We start from the raw sequence: 16,308 nt of genomic DNA, 5'->3' as shown, positions 1-16,308 counted from the left end.
CCCGACGGGTTGGACGGCCGGTGAGGTCCCCGACCGCCGGACCGGTGCCCGGGCCGGTCGATGTGCGGCTCGTGCCGGCCCTGCTGCTGACGCTGGTGACGTGTCTGGCCGTTCCGGTCCTCCCGTATGAGTGGGTGCAGGTGCTGCCGTGGGGCCTGGGAGTGGCGGCCGCCGCGGTCACGGTGCTGTTGGTGGCCATTGCGCGCAGTGGGCGTGTGGCCCTGGTGAGCCTGACGGCGCTCACCGCCTGTGCGCTGTGGGTCGCGGCCATCGCCGCAGTGCAGGCCGTCGGGGACCGGGCCCCGGTGAAGGCCTCCGGCTGGGAGGACGCGGTGTCCGCGGGCCAGCCGGTGCGCCTCTCCGGTCGGGCGACGGATGGGGCGGTGAAGTCCCCGGGGGCCTTCGGGGACCGGTGGCACGTCACCGTCGCCCTGGACGCCTTCGGACACCCGGTACGGACCGTGCCAGAGGGCACCGAGGTCGTCGTCTCCGGGGATGCGGAGTGGGACGGTATGGAGCTTGGCACACGGGTATGCCTGACGGCCGATCTCGAGCCGTCCGGCACCACGGTGTTCGCTCGTGCCCGCACCGGCCCGGATGCCGGGTCATGCCCGGACCACAACGGTGGGATAGGCGCGGAGAGCGGCACGGGCGGGAGCACGGGGCGCGAGGTGGTGCGAGCAGCGGTCCGCAATGCGGCGGCCGGCAGCGTGGGCGCCGCGCCGCAGCTGCTTCCAGGACTCGTCCTGGGGGACCGGTCCGTCCAGGACCCGGAACTGGACGAGGCGATGAAGGCCTCCGGGCTCAGTCACCTGTCCGCCGTCAGCGGGGCCAACTGCACCCTCCTGGCCGGCGCCGTCATGATGAGCCTGCGCACCCTACGGATCCGTCGCCCGGTGGTGCTGGGCGCGGTCCTGGGGATTCTGGTCGTCTTCGTCGTCATCGTCGGCCCGGAACCCTCCGTGATCCGGGCCGCCGTGATGGGCGGGATCGGCGCCTGGGCGGTGTTCTTCGGGCGGGGACGGCAGGCCCTGCCGCTGCTGTGCCTGGCCGGCTGTGTCCTGCTGTGCTGGCAACCGGCACTGGCTTCCGAACCGGCATTCCAGCTCTCCCTGGCAGCCACTGCGGGCATCGTCCTGGCCGCACGGCCGGTGGAACAGTGGCTGACCGCCACGCTCGGGAGGATACTGCCCGGCCCGGTCGCCGGGACGATCGGCGCCGCGCTCGCGGTGACCGTCTGTGCCCAGGTCGCCTGCCAGCCGGTGCTGGTGGGGATCGCGGGCACGCTCAGCGGCTATGCGGTGCCCGCCAACCTGCTCGCCGCACCCCTCGTCCCACTCATCACCGTGCCGGGCACGGTGGCTGCCATCATCGCCGTGCCGCTCCCCGGCCTGGCCTCCGCCGTGTTCTGGCTGATCGGCTGGCCCGCGGCAGGGATCGGCTGGATCGCCGGTGCCCTGTCGTCGTTGCCGGGAGCGCTCCATCCCTGGCCCGTGGGAGCGCTCGGGGCAGCCCTCGTGGCACTACACGTGCTCGCGGCCCTGGCCCTGCTCTGGCTGCTGCTGCGATGGGAACGCACACGGCCCGCCCGCGTGCGCCGGATCCCCGCCGGTCCGGTTCCGCGTGGGTCCCCGTCCTCCCGCACCCTGCGGTGGTCGCTGGCCGCGGCGTGGACGCTCGTGTGCGCCGCCGTCGGCAGTCAGCTGGCCCTCGTCGTCTCCCCACCGACCGGGCCCGTCCCGCGGGACTGGTCCCTGGCCGCCTGCGACGTCGGCCAGGGGGACATGCTGGTCCTGCGCACCGGGCGGCGATCGGCGATGGTGGTCGACACGGGCCCGGACCCGGGGGCGGCGACGTCCTGCCTCCGGCACCTCGACGTTGAACGGATCGACCTGCTCGTGCTGTCCCACCTGCACCAGGACCATGCAGGCTCCGCCGCCGCGCTCGCCGAGTGCTGCCAGCCTGCTGCCGTCCTCTACTCGACCATGGCCACCCCCGGGACCGGTGGACCGGGCGCAGTGGACCACCAGGACCGATCTGCCACCGAGGGCGCCGGAGGCGCCCGCACCCCCGCCGGTGCGCGCCGGCCGGAGGTGGGGGAGACCGGCACGGTGGGTGAGCCGGCGTCGGCATGGCGGGTGGACTGGGAGGTGCTGGCCGCGGACTCGGAGGCGGGCGACGAGAACGATGCCTCCCTGCAGATGGCGGCCACCGCGCACACGCCTCAGGGGTCCTACACCGTCCTGCTCACGGGGGACATGGAGGAAGAGGCCACCGGCGCGCTGCTGCGCCAGGGAGTGTTCCCGGAGACGGTGGACGTGCTGAAGGTGAGCCACCACGGGGCCAGGAACGGTGGGAACGACCTCGTGCGCTCCCTGACGCCGGCGTTGTCGGTGGTGCAGGTCGGCCGGGAGAACAGCTACGGACATCCGCATCCGTCCGTCATCACCGAGCTCCAGCGGCACGGCCCGGTCGTGCGCACCGATGAGCACGGCACGACGGTCGTCTCGCTCCGCGACGGGCAGCTGGTGCCGACCGTGACCGGCCAGTTCGCACCCGCGGTGACCGGCCGGGCGGCGGGCACCGTCCCGGTAGGATGACACGCATGCCCGCCCCCAGCCGCTCTCGCCGATCCACCACCTCCGGCACCGACTGGCGACGCGTGGAACCGGCTCCCCTCATGCTCCTGAAGGGGCCCGAGGACTTCATCGCCACCCGGGTCACGGACCGGGTCAGGGCGGCGCTGCGGCAGGCGGACCCGGGCCTGGAGCTCCACCGGCTGGATGCCGCCGACTACCAGTCCGGACAACTGTCCATGCTGGCCAGCCCGTCCCTGTTCGGCGAGGCGAAGATCGTCCTGGCCGAGGGCCTGCAGGACATGAACGAGGCGTTCCTGGCCGACTGCCTCGACTACGTGGCCGCTCCCGCCGACGACGTCACCCTGATCCTGCGCCACACCGGAGGCAACCGCGGCAAGAGGCTGCTGGACGTGGTCACCTCGTCCGGGGTGCTGGTGGAGTGCCAGCCCATCAAGTCCGACGCGGACAAGGCCGACTTCGTCGTCGGCGAGTTCCGGTCCCGGCGCCGGTCGATCGACCAGGAGGCCGTCCGGTCCCTCATCGACGCCACGGGTGGATCGCTGACCGACCTCGCGGTGGCCTGTCAGCAGCTGGCCGCGGACACCGAGGGGACCGTGACCACCCAGGTCGTGGACCGGTACTACGGCGGACGGGTCGAGGCCACCGCCTTCCGGGTCGCCGACGCGGCCATCGAGGGCCGGGCCGGCCAGGCCACCGCCCTGTTGCGGCACGCCCTGGCCACCGGGGTCTCCGCACCGGCCATCACGGGAGCCCTGGCCATGAAGACCCGGCAGATCGCCCGGATCGTCGACGCCCGCATCTCGCAGGGCCAGGTCGCCCAGGTCCTGGGAATGGCCCCCTGGCAGGCCAAGCGCGTCGCGGAGACCGTCCGGTTCTGGAATCCCGCGACCATCGCGGCCGCCATCGAGTGGGTCGCGCAGGCCGACGCCGAGGCCAAGGGACTGGCCAAGGACGCCGAGTACGCCGTCGAGCGCGTCGTCACCCGCATCGCCCTCACCGCCCGGCGCTGACAACACGGCGCTGACGGCGCGGCGCCCTGCGGCGCACCGACCGGTGACACCCTGCAGCGCACTGGACAGCAGCGTCCGCTGAACGCACGAGGCCCCCGTCCGATGGGACGGGGGCCTCGGTGCCTGGCGCGGGGCGCCGGCGCAGCGTGAGGATCAGGCGCTGATCTTGTTCACGCGCTTGGCGATACCGGACTTGCGGTTGGCAGCCTGGTTCTTGTGGATGACGCCCTTGCTGACGGCCTTGTCCAGCTTCTTGCTGGCCAGCGCGACGGCGGAGGCGGCGGCGGCCTGGTCACCGGCGGTGACGGCCTTGTCCACCGCGCGGATGGCGGTGCGCAGCTCGGACTTCACGGCGACGTTGCGCTGGCGAGCCTTCTCGTTGGTGAGGATGCGCTTCTTCTGGGACTTGATGTTGGCCACGAAAGAGTCTTTCTGTTGCTTCTGACTTTGGTCGGTGAGGGATATTCCCGGATCCGGCGACTGAGAGGCGTGGGGATGCCATGGAAAGCCGTTCCGGGAGTGCCCGTCGACCTGCGCGGACACACAGCTGGTTAGTCTATCACGACCACCCGTTCTGGTCGTGGAGTCCGCGGGCCACCGTCTCGAACGCGCTCCGGGGGAGCACCCCACCCTCCCGCCGGACGTCGCGGGGACTGACCTGCAGGATCCGGTCCAGCTTCACCTCGGACGGCCGGCCCCTCGAGTCCCACGGGCCGGTGCCGATGTCGATGTAGTCCCGGTCGCGCCGTACCCTGTTGTTGCGGTCCCGTGTGGTGAGCTGGGCGGCCAGCAGGTAGTCACCGTTGCGGCCGACCACCAGGACGGGGCGGTCCTTGCCCCGGCCGTCGAGCTCCTCGAACGGCACCCACGTCCACACGATCTCGCCCGGTCCGGCCTCGGGGCCGGGGACCGGGTCGTACTCCACCCTGGCCCGGCCGTGGAAGTCACCCGGGTAGTCCAGGACCTCACCCGCAGGCCCGACGCCGGCCGCACCGCCCGGTCGCGCACCGCCCGGGACGGCCCGGGGCTGGGCCGGACGGGTCGAACCCTGCCGCGACCCGGGCAGGCTGGGCTGGGGGCGGGAGCGCTGGGGGCCGGTGCCGTCGTCGTGCCGTCCGGGAGAGGGCGCGGTGGAACGCCGGACGTCCCGGACGAGGCGGGCCACCGCGCGGCCGGCGGACAGCAGGCGGTTCAGGTTCAGGGCCATGGCACGAACCTACCAACGGGTGTCCACGGCGCGGGGAACGAGCGCGTCGCATCGAAGCGGATCCGTGGCGGGAAACATGGAAGAATGGGGAGCCAGTCCCGCCTGGTCCCGCCAGGCGCGCCCACGTTCCCCAGTCGAAGGAAGATGCCCGTGTCGCCCATGGCGATCCACGCCCCGGTGCCCGCCGCCACCGATCCGGCGGTGATACGTAACTTCTGCATCATCGCGCACATCGACCACGGCAAGTCCACCCTGGCCGACCGCATGCTGCAGTCCACCGGCGTGGTCCAGCCCCGGGACATGAAGGCCCAGTACCTGGACCGGATGGACATCGAGCGCGAGCGCGGCATCACGATCAAGTCCCAGGCCGTGCGCATGCCGTGGAACGTCGACGGCGCCGACTACGCGCTGAACATGATCGACACCCCCGGGCACGTGGACTTCACCTATGAGGTCTCCCGGTCCCTCGCCGCCTGCGAGGGGGCGATCCTGCTGGTGGACGCCGCGCAGGGGATCGAGGCGCAGACCCTGGCCAACCTGTACCTGGCCATGGAGAACGACCTGACGATCATCCCGGTCCTGAACAAGATCGACCTGCCCTCGGCCGAGCCCGAGAAGTACGCGGCCGAGATCGCCGGCCTGATCGGCTGCGACCCGGACGACGTCCTGCGCGTGTCCGGCAAGACCGGCGTCGGCGTGGAGGCCCTGCTCGACCGCGTCGTGGCCGAGATCCCGGCCCCCCAGGGGAACACGGACGGTCCGGCCCGGGCCATGATCTTCGACTCCGTCTACGACACCTACCGCGGCGTGGTCACCTACGTGCGCGTGGTGGACGGCAGGCTCTCCCCGCGGGAGAAGATCACCATGATGTCGACGGGCGCCACCCACGAGCTGCTCGAGATCGGCGTGTCCTCGCCGGAGCCGATCCCCTCGAAGGGCCTGGCCGTGGGCGAGGTGGGTTACCTGATCACCGGCGTGAAGGACGTGCGCCAGTCCAAGGTCGGTGACACGGTCACCTCGGCGGCCAAGCCGGCCACGGAGCGCATCGGCGGGTACGAGGACCCCAAGCCGATGGTGTTCTCCGGCCTGTACCCCATCGACGGCTCCGACTACCCGGTGCTGCGCGACGCGCTGGACAAGCTCAAGCTCAACGACGCGGCCCTGGTCTACGAGCCGGAGACCTCGGTGGCCCTGGGCTTCGGCTTCCGTGTGGGCTTCCTGGGCCTGTTGCACCTGGAGATCATCCGCGAGCGGCTCGAGCGCGAGTTCGACCTGGCGCTGATCTCCACCGCACCGAACGTGGTCTACGAGGTCACCCGGGAGGACGGGCAGGTCATCACCGTGACCAACCCGTCCGAGTTCCCCGAGGGCAAGATCAACGAGGTCCGTGAGCCGATGGCCTCGATCACGATCATCGTCCCCTCGGAGTTCATCGGTGCCGTCATGGAGCTGTGCCAGGGCAAGCGCGGGCAGATGCGCGGCATGGACTACCTCTCCGAGGAGCGGGTGGAGATCCGCTACTGGATCCCGCTGGCGGAGATCATCTTCGACTTCTTCGACCAGCTCAAGTCCCGCACCAAGGGCTACGCCTCGCTGGAGTGGAAGACCGACGGTGATCAGGTCGCGGACCTGGTCAAGGTCGACATCCTGCTCCAGGGTGAGCAGGTGGACGCCTTCAGCTCCATCACCCACAAGGACAACGCCTACTCCTACGGGGTGATGATGACGGGCAAGCTCAAGGAGCTCATCCCCCGGCAGCAGTACGAGGTGCCGATCCAGGCCGCGATCGGCTCGCGCATCATCGCCCGCGAGAACATCCGCGCGATCCGCAAGGACGTGCTCTCCAAGTGCTACGGCGGTGACATCTCCCGCAAGCGCAAGCTGCTCGAGAAGCAGAAGGAGGGCAAGAAGCGTATGAAGATGGTCGGCCGGGTGGAGGTCCCCCAGGAGGCCTTCATCGCCGCCCTGTCCTCCGAGGGCGCGGGTTCCGAGACCGGCGCCAAGAAGTAGCCAGCACATCGCAGTAGGAGAGTAGTACCGCTTGCCTTCCATCCTTCCCGAGGGTGACCCCGCGCCCGACGACGGCCGGTTGCCCGCGCACGTCGCCCGTCGAGTGCGTGAGGCCGAGTCCGCCGGCGCGCCGCGGACGTTCAGCCTGTACGTCCACGTGCCGTTCTGCGAGGTCCGCTGCGGGTACTGCGACTTCAACACGTACACCGCCGAGGACCTGGGTCCCGGGGCGTCCCGCTCCAGCTATGCCGGCACGGTGACCGGCGAGCTCGACTTCGCCGCCGGGGTGCTGGCCGCCTCGGGCGTGCCGGCACGGCAGCTGGAGACCGTGTTCTTCGGCGGCGGCACCCCCACGTTGCTGCCCGCCGCGGACCTGGTCGGCATCCTCGGCCGGGCCCGCGAGGTCTTCGGCCTCGCACCGGGGGCCGAGGTCACCACCGAGGCCAACCCGGACTCGGTCACCGCGCGGTCGCTGGCCGAACTGGCCGCCGGGGGTTTCACTCGCGTGTCCTTCGGCATGCAGTCCGCGGTGCCCCACGTGCTGGCCACCCTGGACCGCACGCACCGCCCGGAGAACGTGCCGTCCGCCGTCGGGTGGGCCCGGGACGCGGGCCTGGAGGTGTCCCTGGACCTCATCTACGGCACGCCGGGGGAGTCCCTGGAGGACTGGCGGACCACGGTGGAGGCGGCGCTGGCTTTGCGGCCGGACCACGTCTCCGCGTACTCGCTGATCGTGGAGGAGGGCACCAAGTTCGGGTCCTCGGTCAAGCGCGGCGTCCAGGCCGACGTCGACCCCGACGACCAGGCGGACAAGTACCTGCTGGCCGAGCGCCTGCTCGCCGAGGCCGGCTACCGCTGGTACGAGATCTCCAACTGGGCCCTGGACCCGCAGGACGAGGGCATGCACCGTGCCCGGCACAACATGGCCTACTGGCGTGACCAGGACTGGTGGGGTGCCGGCCCGGGCGCCCACTCCCACCTCGCCGGCGTCCGGTTCTGGAACGCCAAGCACCCGGCCGCCTACGCCCAGCGACTGGCCACCGGCGTGTCGCCCTCCGTGGGCCGGGAGGAACCCGATGCCGAGGCCAGGTTCCTGGAACGCGTCATGCTCGGGGTCCGGCTGTCGGAGGGCCTGGAGACCAGCGTCCTGGACGTGGCGCCGGACGGCGGCGCCCAGGCCCGGGGTGAGATCGCGGCGATGATCGCCGAGGGCCTGCTGGACGGCCGGGCCGCGCTGGCCGGCCGGATCATCCCGACCCTGCAGGGCCGCCTGCTGGACGACGCGATCGTGCGGCGGCTGGCGGGGTTCTGAGGCGCCCCCACCGGTTCGTCATTGCCGAGGGGACCCATCCGGTGCGGTCCCGCGCCGGACATGTCCTGTGAGGACGGACGGACGGGCCTACTGGATCAGGCGCAGGTTGAACGGGTACCGGTACGGCCGGCCCTTGTTGCAGTGGATGCCCGCGGCCAGCCCGGAGATGGTCATGAACAGCCAGATGAGCATCGCGATGATCCCGAAGACGCCGCCGACCACGGGGATCAGGGCCAGCAGGTTCGCCACGATCGCCAGCACCGTGGGCGGCAGCGTGAAGTTCAGCGCCTCCTTGGCCTCCTGGGCCGTGAAGGGCCCGCGGTGGCGGAAGACGAGGTAGATCACCAGGGAGGGGACGAAGCCCAGGATGCCGCCGAAGTGCGCCAGGGTGGCCCACTGGCGGTCCTGCGCGGGCGTCAGGGGTGCGGCCTTGGCAGGGGAGCCCTGCAGGTGCTGGTCGCGCCGGGGCGCGCCGACCGGACGCTGGCGGTGAGGACCGCTGGGCTGCTGCTGTGACACGTCCTTCTGCCTCTCGGGAGTGGGGGTACTACGCCGGATTCCGTAGGACATCCTACGTGGATATCCGCCGGTGCTAGTCGCCCACGGCGGTGAGGAAGTCGATGACCTCCTCGACGCGGCCCAGCAGGGCGGGCTCGAGGTCGGCATAGGTGCGCACCCGGGAGAGTAGCCGCTTCCAGCCGAGGCCGACGTCCTCCTTGGTCCGGTGCGGCCAGCCCAGGCCCTTGAGGATGCCGGTCTTCCAGTCCTGGCCCCTGGGCACCACCGGCCAGGCCTCGATGCCCAGCACGGCCGGCTTGATGACCTGCCACACGTCCACGTAGGGGTGGCCCACGATCAGCACGTTGCCGCGCGCCCCGGGCACCCGCATCGCCTCCGCGGCGATGCGCTCCTCCTTGGACCCGGACACGAGGTGGTCCACGAGGATCCCGAGCCGGCGCTGCGGCCCGGGGGAGAAGTCGGCGATCGCGCCGGCGAGGTCGTCCACACCGTGCAGGGGCTCGACGACGATCCCCTCCAGCCGGAGGTCCTCACCCCAGACCTTCTCCACCAGCTCGGCGTCGTGCAGGCCCTCCACCCAGATGCGGGAGGCGCGCGCGGTGCGGGCCCGGGCGTTGTCCACCCGCACGGATCCCGACGCCGTCCTGGCCGGCAGGGCCTTGCCCGTCACCCCGAGCGGGCGGCCCGGCGCGGTAGGCGCGGGGGGCACCACCTGGACCGGGTCGCCGTCGACGAGGAAACCGAAGCCCAGCGGGAAGGACTTCGTCCGGCCCCTGCGGTCCTCCAGCACCACCAGGTGCACCCCGCCGGACTTCTCCACTCGCAGGACGGCCCCGGTGAATCCCGTGCCGGCGTCCTCCAGGACCATGCCACGGTCCGCGGGGACCTCCGGCACGGCGCGGGCTGCCGGCCGGAAGCCGCCGTCCAGGGTGCCGGGTCCCCAGCTGTTCCATTCCATGGGCCCCGACGCTAGCAAGGCGGCCCGGAGAACCCGGGGAACGGCTCGCGCCCGGCGTGAACCGGGCCGTGGACGGAGCGGTACGGCGCGGACACGACCGGGGTGGCGGGCGGGACCGGGAGCGGACTGGACAGAGGTATTAGACTTGGCACTTGAACTCGACGAGTGCTAAGTGCATGACCGGGACGAGCCGGTGCACCACTGACCGACGACGGGAGGGTGAGATGAGCGAGCAACCGCGCCGCATGCAGGTGCTGCAGGCGATCGTGGAGGACTACGTGGCCTCCCGGGAACCGGTCGGCTCCAAGGCCCTCGTGGACCGCCACCAGCTGGGCGTGTCCTCGGCGACCGTACGCAATGACATGGCCGCACTGGAGGACGAGGGGTTGATCGTGGCCCCGCACACCTCGGCCGGTCGCATCCCCACGGACAAGGGCTACCGCGTCTTCGTGGACCAGATCTCCGAGGTCAAGCCGCTCTCGGCCGCGGAGCGCCGGGCCGTGCAGACCCTGCTGGACTCCTCCGATGACCTGCACGAGATGATGTCCCGCACCGTCCGGCTGCTCTCCCAGCTGACCCACCAGGTGGCCGTGCTGCAGTACCCGCACCTGGACTCCTCCACCGTGCGGCACCTGGAGCTGGTCGCCCTGGCCCCCCGCCGCGTCCTGGCGGTGGTGATCCTGTCCTCCGGGCAGGTGGACCAGCGCGCGGTGACCACCGAGCAGGACGTCTCGGAGACCTCCCTGAACGCCCTGAAGCAGCTGTTCCTGCGCCACCTCGACGGGCTGACCCCCGTCCAGGCCGCCGACGGACTCCGGGCCGCCATGGCGACCGTGCCGGAGCAGGACCGGGAACTGGCGGGCGTCCTGGCGGGCCAGCTGGACCAGCTGCTGGCCGCCCGGCGCGAGGACCGCATCATCATGGCCGGCACGGCCAACCTGGCCCGGTCGCCGGGGGACTTCCCGTACTCGATCGGCCCCATCCTGGAGGCACTCGAGGAGCAGGTCGTGCTGTTGCGCCTGCTGACCGAGATGGAGCAGGATGTGCGGGGCCTGAGCGTGCGCATCGGGTCCGAGAACACCGGTTCGCTGGCCGAGACCTCGGTCATCGCGGCCGGTTACGGGCCCGGGGCCGGCGCCAAGCTCGGGGTTGTCGGACCCACCCGCATGGACTACCCCGGCACGATGACCGCGGTCCGCGCCATCGCCCGCTACCTGTCCAGGATCCTGTCCCAGTAGACCGCCGGGTCGCCCCAGACCCGAACACGAATCCCGTCCGGAAGGAATACCCCACACCGTGGCAGACCACTACGAGGTCCTCGGCGTCAGCCGTGACGCCTCTGCCGAGGAGATCAAGCGCGCCTACCGCAAGCTGGCCCGCAAGCTCCACCCCGACGTCAACCCCGCCCCGGAGGCCGGAGACCAGTTCAAGGAGGTCACCCGCGCCTACGAGGTGCTCTCGGACGAGGACAAGCGGCGCAACTACGACGCGACCGGCCACGAGAACGGCACCGGCGGCATGGGCGGATTCGGCGGGGGCGACTTCGGCGGGTTCCAGGACATCTTCGAGACGTTCTTCGGGGGCGGAGGCGGCATGGGCGGCGGCGGGCGTGGCCCGGCGAGCCGGTCCCGCCGCGGCCAGGACGCGCTGATCACCGCGCGGATCGACCTGGTGGACGCCGTGTTCGGCGTGGACAAGACCCTCGAGGTGGACACCGCGGTGGTCTGCCCGGAGTGCGACGGCTCCTGCTGCCGGCCCGGCACCCACCCCGAGACCTGCTCCATCTGCCACGGCCAGGGCGCCATCCGCCGCCCCGTCCGTTCCATCCTGGGCACGGTGATGGCCGCCGAGACCTGTTCGGCCTGCCAGGGCTTCGGCACCGTCATCCCGGATCCCTGCCGCGAGTGCAACGGCCAGGGCCGCGTGCGCGACCGCGCGTCCCTGACCATCAAGATCCCCGCCGGCGTCGCCACCGGTACTCGCATCCAGCTGGCCGGGCGGGGGGAGGCCGGCCCGGGCGGCGGCCCCAACGGTGACCTCTACGTGGAGATCGACGTCCGCCACCACGACGTGTTCACGCGGGACGGCGATGACCTGCTGGCGACCATGACCGTGCCGATGACCGCCGCCGCCCTGGGCACCGAGCTCACGCTGGACACCTTCGACGGTGAACAGCAGGTCCCGGTCCGGGCGGGCACCCAGTCGGGTGAGGTGCAGGTGCTCAAGGGCCTGGGCGTCGGACGGCTGCGCGGTTCCGGCCGCGGGGACCTGAAGGTCACCCTGCGCGTGGAGACCCCCACCCGGCTCGACGACGAGCAGCGGCGACTGCTCGCGGAGCTCGCGATGGCCCGCGGCGAGGAGGCCGTGCACGGCAGCACCGAGCACCGGGGGCTGTTCTCCAAGCTGCGGGACAACCTCAAGAACCTGTGAGCCATCACCCGTGAGCAACCCGCTGTTCTACCTCGACGCCGGTTCGCTGGCCTCCACGGCGCCCGGTGAGGCCGTCCTGCTCACCGGCGCCGAGGCCCGACACGCCGCCCAGTCGATGCGGCTCGGCCCGGGGGAGTCGCTCGACGTCGCCGACGGCTCCGGACGCCGGGTCACGGCCACCGTCGTCACCGCCGCCCCCGACCGGTTGGAGGCGACCGCCGAGTCCGTCACGGACGAACCGGCGCCGCGTCCGGAACTGGTCCTCGTGCAGGCACTGGCCAAGGGCGACCGGGACTTGATGGCCGTCCAGGCCGGTACCGAGCTCGGGCTGGACGCGGTCCATCCCTGGCAGGCCGAGCGCTCCATCGTGCGGTGGACGGGCGGGAAGCCGGGCAAGGGCACCCGGACCGACAAGACGGCCAAGGCCCTCGCCAAGTGGGAGGCCGCCCTGCTGGCGGCCGCGAAGCAGGCCCGGCGCACCCGGGTGCCGGAGGCCCGCGAGCTGCTCGACGGCGTCGGGGTCGCGTCGGTCTGCGGGCCCGGGGCGCTGGTGCTGGTCCTCCACGAGGAGGCGCACGCCCCCCTCGGTGAGGCGGTGGCCGAGGTGGCCGCCGGGGCCGCGTCCGTGGACCGGATCGTGATGGTCGTGGGCCCCGAGGGTGGCATCAGCCCGGCCGAGCTCACGGCGCTCACCGGGGCCGGGGCCGTGCCCGTCCTGCTGGGGCGCAACGTGCTGCGGTCCTCCACCGCGGGTCCCGCGGCGACCGCCGTCGTCCAGCAACTGCTGGGACGTTTCGGGTCCCGGTCGTAGACTTCCACCAGAGCCACCCACCACAGCAGGAGCTGAACCCCCCGCCTTGAGCCTCCCCACCGATTCGACCGGAACCGACCGGGACCAGATCACCATCACCTTCGCCTCCGCCGAGGACATGGTCCGGACCCTGGGCACGCAGGACCTGTTGCTGCGCATCCTCGAGGGCATCTATCCCGGACTGGCGCTGGCCGTCCGGGGCCAGGACCTGGACGTGGACGGGCGGACCGCCGACGTGGGCCAGGCGCGCCAGATCATCGAGGACCTCAACGTGCTGGCCCGGCGGGGCACCACGATCACCCCGGAGGTGGTGGAACAGGTCTCCACCCTGGTCCGGGGCGGGTCCGGGGCCCGGGCCTCGGGGATGCTCTCGGCCTCCATCCTGTCCAGTCGCGGACGCAAGATCCGGCCCAAGACGGTCAACCAGCAGCGCTACGTCGAGTGCATCGATGAGCACACCGTCGTCTTCGGGCTCGGGCCGGCCGGCACCGGCAAGACCTACCTGGCCATGGCCAAGGCCGTCCAGGCGCTGCAGGCCAAGGAGGTCAACCGGATCATCCTGACCCGTCCCGCGGTCGAGGCCGGGGAACGCCTGGGGTACCTGCCGGGGACCTTGTCCGAGAAGATCGACCCCTACCTGCGCCCGCTCTACGACGCCCTGCACGACATGGTGGAGCCGGAGTCGATCCCCCGCCTCATGGCGGACGGCACCATCGAGGTGGCCCCGCTGGCGTACATGCGCGGCCGCACGCTCAACGACGCCTTCATCATCCTCGACGAGGCCCAGAACACCACCGGTGAGCAGATGAAGATGTTCCTGACCCGGTTGGGCTTCGGCTCGCACATGGTCGTCACCGGGGACACCAGCCAGGTCGACCTGCCCCGCGGGACCGACTCCGGGCTGGCGCAGGCGGTCTCCGTGCTCGAGGGCGTGGACGACATCGCCGTGGTGCGGTTGACGTCCACCGACGTGGTCCGGCACCGCCTGGTCAGCCGGATCGTGGACGCCTACGAGGGGCTCAGCCATGGCCGTTGAGATCGTCAATGAGTCCGGCGTGGCCGTCGACGAGGAGTCACTGCTGGGACTGGCCAGGTCCGTGCTGGCCGGACTGCACGTCCACCCCGGGGCCGAGCTCTCCGTGATCTGCGTGGACGAGGCGGCCATGGAGCAGCTGCACCTGGAGTGGATGGACCTGCCCGGGGCCACGGACGTGATGAGCTTCCCCATGGACGAGCTGCGTCCGGGCACCCCCGAGGCGCCGAGCCCCGAGGGACTGCTCGGCGACGTGGTCATCTGCCCCCAGGTGGCGGCCGTGCAGGCCGCCCGCGGCGGGCACCCGACGTCGGACGAGATCCTGCTGCTGCTGACCCACGGCATCCTGCACCTGCTCGGCTTCGACCACGAGGAGCCCGAGGACCGCGCCGAGATGTTCGGCCTGCAGGCCCGGCTGCTCGGGGACTACCTCGGCCGCCCGGCGCCCGATCCCACCGAGGACTGAGCCGTGCTGACCACCACCCTGCTGGCGGTGCTGCTGGCGCTGCTGCTGCTCCTGACCTGGACGCTGGCCGTGGCCGAGACGTCCCTGGGCTACCTGTCCCGCAAGGAGGCCGAGGGCATCGCCCTGCGGCGGCCGCGCAGCCCCATCCTCACCGTGATGGCCCGCCTGCCCGAGCACCTGCACGCCCTGCGGTTCTGGCGGTTGTTCGCCGAGACCACCGCGGCGGTCGCCGGCACCCTGTTCATCCACTCGCTGATCGGGGTCGTATGGATCACCGCGGTGGTGTCCACGGTCCTGATGGGCCTGGTGGCACTGCTGCTGGTGGTGCTCTCCCCGCGCCAGGTCGGCACGCGGCACGAGGTGGCCGCAGCCCAGCGTACCGCCGGCCTCGTCCGGTTCCTCACCGCGCTGCTCGGCCCGCTCCCGGCCCGGTTCGCCGCGCCCGGGCCCCGTTCGGAGGACGAGGAGGAGGAGGCCGCGGAGATCGAGGAGCGGCACTTCCGCGAGTTCGTGGCCCGCGCCAACGACGCCGACGTCCTGGAGGACTCCGAGGCCGAACTGATCCAGTCGGTCTTCGACATGGGAGACACGCTCGTGCGGACCGTCATGGTCCCGCGCACCGACATCGTCACGATGGAGACGGGCACCTCCCTCGAGGACGCGATGAACCTGTTCCTGCGCTCGGGCTGCTCCCGCATCCCGCTGATCGGGGACAACGCCGACGAGGTCTTCGGGATGGTCTACCTCAAGGACGTCGCCCGGGCCCTGCACCGCGGTCCCGACGGCGACGTGGACCAGACCGCGCCCGTCGACCCCGTGGCCCGCGATGTCCGGTTCGTCCCGGAGTCCAAGCAGGTCTCCGCCCTGTTGCCGGAACTGCAGCGCGAGTCCAAGCACGTGGCCATCGTGGTCGACGAGTACGGCGGCACCGCCGGACTGGTCACGCTCGAGGACCTCATCGAGGAGATCGTCGGGGAGATCTCCGACGAGTACGACCGGCAGGACCGGCCCGAGGTCGAACCCCTCCAGGACGGGACCTTCCGGGTGGACGCCCGCATGGGCATCGACGACTTCGCCGAGATGTTCGGCGTGGACCTGGATGACGAGGACGACATCGACACCGTCGGCGGCCTGCTCGCCAAGACCCTCGGCCGGGTCCCGATCCAGGGCTCGTGCGTGACCGTGCAGGGCATCGAACTGACCGCCGAGTCCCTCGAGGGGCGGCGCAACCGCGTCGCCCGTCTCATCGTCCGGGACACCGCCGGACCCCGACGCCGGCCGGGCACCGAACTGGTGCCGGCACCTCAGGCCGAGGACGACCACAACGACGCCCACGCATACCGGGAGACCCGATGACCAACCTGCTCGACCCCACCGCGGTACCCGAGGGCTTCCGGGCCGGATTCGTCTCCCTCGTGGGGCGGCCCAACGCCGGCAAGTCCACGCTGACCAACGCCCTGGTGGGGGAGAAGGTGGCCATCACCTCCTCCAAGCCGCAGACCACGCGGCACACCATCCGCGGCATCGTCCACCGGGACTCCTTCCAGCTGGTGCTGGTGGACACCCCCGGGCTGCACCGGCCACGGACCCTGCTGGGCCAGCGGCTCAACGACCTGGTGGCCGAGACGCTGGGCGAGGTCGACGCCGTCGGGTTTTGCATCCCGGCGGACGAGAGGATCGGGCCGGGGGACCGCTACATCGCCGGCCAGCTGGCCCTGCTGAACCGCCGCCCGGTCGTGGCGCTGGTGACCAAGACGGACAAGGTGAAGCCGGACCAGGTCGCCGAGCAGCTGCTGGCCGTCACGGCGCTGGGGGACGAGGTCCTGGGCCCGGAGAACGGCGGGGCCGGCTTCGCCGCCGTCGTGCCCGTCTCCGCGGTCAAGGGCCACCAGGTGGAGGACGTGGCCGAGGTGCTGGCCGGTCAGTTGCCCCTGTCCCCTCCGCTGTACCCC

Annotated in this window: 15 protein-coding genes; 11 read left to right on the top strand and 4 right to left on the bottom strand. The window is 71.7% G+C overall.

What is annotated here, in order from left to right; all coding sequences use genetic code 11:
- Window positions 1-20: 20 nt before the first annotated feature.
- The gene (locus CITRI_RS0113365) at window positions 21-2,600 is read left to right on the top strand and encodes a ComEC/Rec2 family competence protein (RefSeq protein WP_010145388.1); all 2,580 of its coding nucleotides are present in this window, start codon (window positions 21-23) and stop codon (window positions 2,598-2,600) included.
- 5 nt (window positions 2,601-2,605) lie between these two features.
- Window positions 2,606-3,610, top strand: a complete 1,005-nt coding sequence (gene holA, locus CITRI_RS0113360) for a DNA polymerase III subunit delta (protein WP_010145387.1) — start codon at window positions 2,606-2,608, stop codon at window positions 3,608-3,610.
- 153 nt (window positions 3,611-3,763) lie between these two features.
- Here holA and rpsT read toward each other — a convergent pair whose 3' ends face one another.
- Together rpsT and CITRI_RS0113350 are read right to left on the bottom strand one after the other, a co-directional pair.
- A complete protein-coding gene (gene rpsT / locus CITRI_RS0113355; RefSeq protein ID WP_010145386.1) occupies window positions 3,764-4,030 on the bottom strand; it encodes a 30S ribosomal protein S20 in 267 nt (88 codons plus the stop codon).
- 139 nt (window positions 4,031-4,169) lie between these two features.
- Window positions 4,170-4,817: a type II toxin-antitoxin system PemK/MazF family toxin gene (locus tag CITRI_RS0113350; protein WP_010145385.1), complete on the bottom strand. Its 648-nt coding sequence runs from the start codon at window positions 4,815-4,817 to the stop codon at window positions 4,170-4,172.
- Between the two features lie 150 nt (window positions 4,818-4,967).
- Between CITRI_RS0113350 and lepA the strand changes: the two genes are divergently transcribed.
- Both lepA and hemW read left to right on the top strand, forming a co-directional pair.
- On the top strand, window positions 4,968-6,827 hold the full coding sequence (gene lepA, locus CITRI_RS0113345; RefSeq protein ID WP_029139329.1) for a translation elongation factor 4: 1,860 nt from the start codon (window positions 4,968-4,970) through the stop codon (window positions 6,825-6,827).
- A 31-nt stretch (window positions 6,828-6,858) separates the two neighbouring features.
- A complete protein-coding gene (gene hemW, locus CITRI_RS0113340; RefSeq protein WP_029139328.1) occupies window positions 6,859-8,139 on the top strand; it encodes a radical SAM family heme chaperone HemW in 1,281 nt (426 codons plus the stop codon).
- 87 nt (window positions 8,140-8,226) lie between these two features.
- Here hemW and CITRI_RS0113335 read toward each other — a convergent pair whose 3' ends face one another.
- Together CITRI_RS0113335 and CITRI_RS0113330 are read right to left on the bottom strand one after the other, a co-directional pair.
- Complete coding sequence (locus CITRI_RS0113335; RefSeq protein ID WP_010145381.1) at window positions 8,227-8,658, bottom strand: DUF4870 domain-containing protein; 432 nt, start codon at window positions 8,656-8,658, stop codon at window positions 8,227-8,229.
- Window positions 8,659-8,731: 73 nt separating this feature from the next.
- Window positions 8,732-9,616 carry a DUF3097 family protein gene (locus CITRI_RS0113330; protein WP_010145380.1) on the bottom strand — a complete coding sequence of 295 codons (885 nt, stop codon included), beginning with the start codon at window positions 9,614-9,616 and terminating at the stop codon, window positions 8,732-8,734.
- Between the two features lie 224 nt (window positions 9,617-9,840).
- Between CITRI_RS0113330 and hrcA the strand changes: the two genes are divergently transcribed.
- The 7 genes from hrcA to CITRI_RS0113295 form a co-directional block, all read left to right on the top strand.
- Entirely contained in the window at window positions 9,841-10,854 is a 1,014-nt protein-coding gene (hrcA, locus tag CITRI_RS0113325) for a heat-inducible transcriptional repressor HrcA (RefSeq protein ID WP_029139326.1), read from the top strand.
- 58 nt (window positions 10,855-10,912) lie between these two features.
- Window positions 10,913-12,046 carry a molecular chaperone DnaJ gene (gene dnaJ / locus CITRI_RS0113320; protein WP_010145378.1) on the top strand — a complete coding sequence of 378 codons (1,134 nt, stop codon included), beginning with the start codon at window positions 10,913-10,915 and terminating at the stop codon, window positions 12,044-12,046.
- Window positions 12,047-12,056: 10 nt separating this feature from the next.
- Complete coding sequence (locus tag CITRI_RS0113315; RefSeq protein WP_010145377.1) at window positions 12,057-12,857, top strand: 16S rRNA (uracil(1498)-N(3))-methyltransferase; 801 nt, start codon at window positions 12,057-12,059, stop codon at window positions 12,855-12,857.
- A 46-nt stretch (window positions 12,858-12,903) separates the two neighbouring features.
- Entirely contained in the window at window positions 12,904-13,893 is a 990-nt protein-coding gene (locus tag CITRI_RS0113310) for a PhoH family protein (protein ID WP_010145376.1), read from the top strand.
- A complete protein-coding gene (ybeY, locus tag CITRI_RS0113305; protein ID WP_010145375.1) occupies window positions 13,883-14,356 on the top strand; it encodes an rRNA maturation RNase YbeY in 474 nt (157 codons plus the stop codon). Before CITRI_RS0113310 ends, ybeY begins: the two co-directional genes overlap by 11 nt.
- A 3-nt stretch (window positions 14,357-14,359) precedes the next feature.
- Window positions 14,360-15,712, top strand: coding sequence for a hemolysin family protein (locus CITRI_RS0113300; protein WP_010145374.1), 1,353 nt, complete (start codon window positions 14,360-14,362; stop codon window positions 15,710-15,712).
- Window positions 15,709-16,308 (top strand): GTPase Era (locus tag CITRI_RS0113295; protein ID WP_010145372.1); only part of this gene is annotated, 600 nt, incomplete at its 3' end. The genes CITRI_RS0113300 and CITRI_RS0113295, both read left to right, overlap by 4 nt.

The sequence above is a fragment of the Citricoccus sp. CH26A genome (assembly GCF_000224415.1).
GTDB lineage: Bacteria > Actinomycetota > Actinomycetes > Actinomycetales > Micrococcaceae > Citricoccus.
The sequence above is the reverse complement of the archived record's forward strand: the minus strand, read 5'-3'. Positions and strand labels throughout refer to the sequence as shown.

What these genes read in the sequence shown, in the direction of transcription:
- holA (WP_010145387.1), top strand. Translation starts at nt 2,606, where the DNA reads ATGCCCGCCCCCAGCCGCTCTCGCCGATCCACCACCTCCGGCACCGAC.
- CITRI_RS0113350 (WP_010145385.1), bottom strand. Translation starts at nt 4,817, where the DNA reads ATGGCCCTGAACCTGAACCGCCTGCTGTCCGCCGGCCGCGCGGTGGCC.
- CITRI_RS0113330 (WP_010145380.1), bottom strand. Translation starts at nt 9,616, where the DNA reads ATGGAATGGAACAGCTGGGGACCCGGCACCCTGGACGGCGGCTTCCGG.
- hrcA (WP_029139326.1), top strand. Translation starts at nt 9,841, where the DNA reads ATGAGCGAGCAACCGCGCCGCATGCAGGTGCTGCAGGCGATCGTGGAG.
- ybeY (WP_010145375.1), top strand. Translation starts at nt 13,883, where the DNA reads ATGGCCGTTGAGATCGTCAATGAGTCCGGCGTGGCCGTCGACGAGGAG.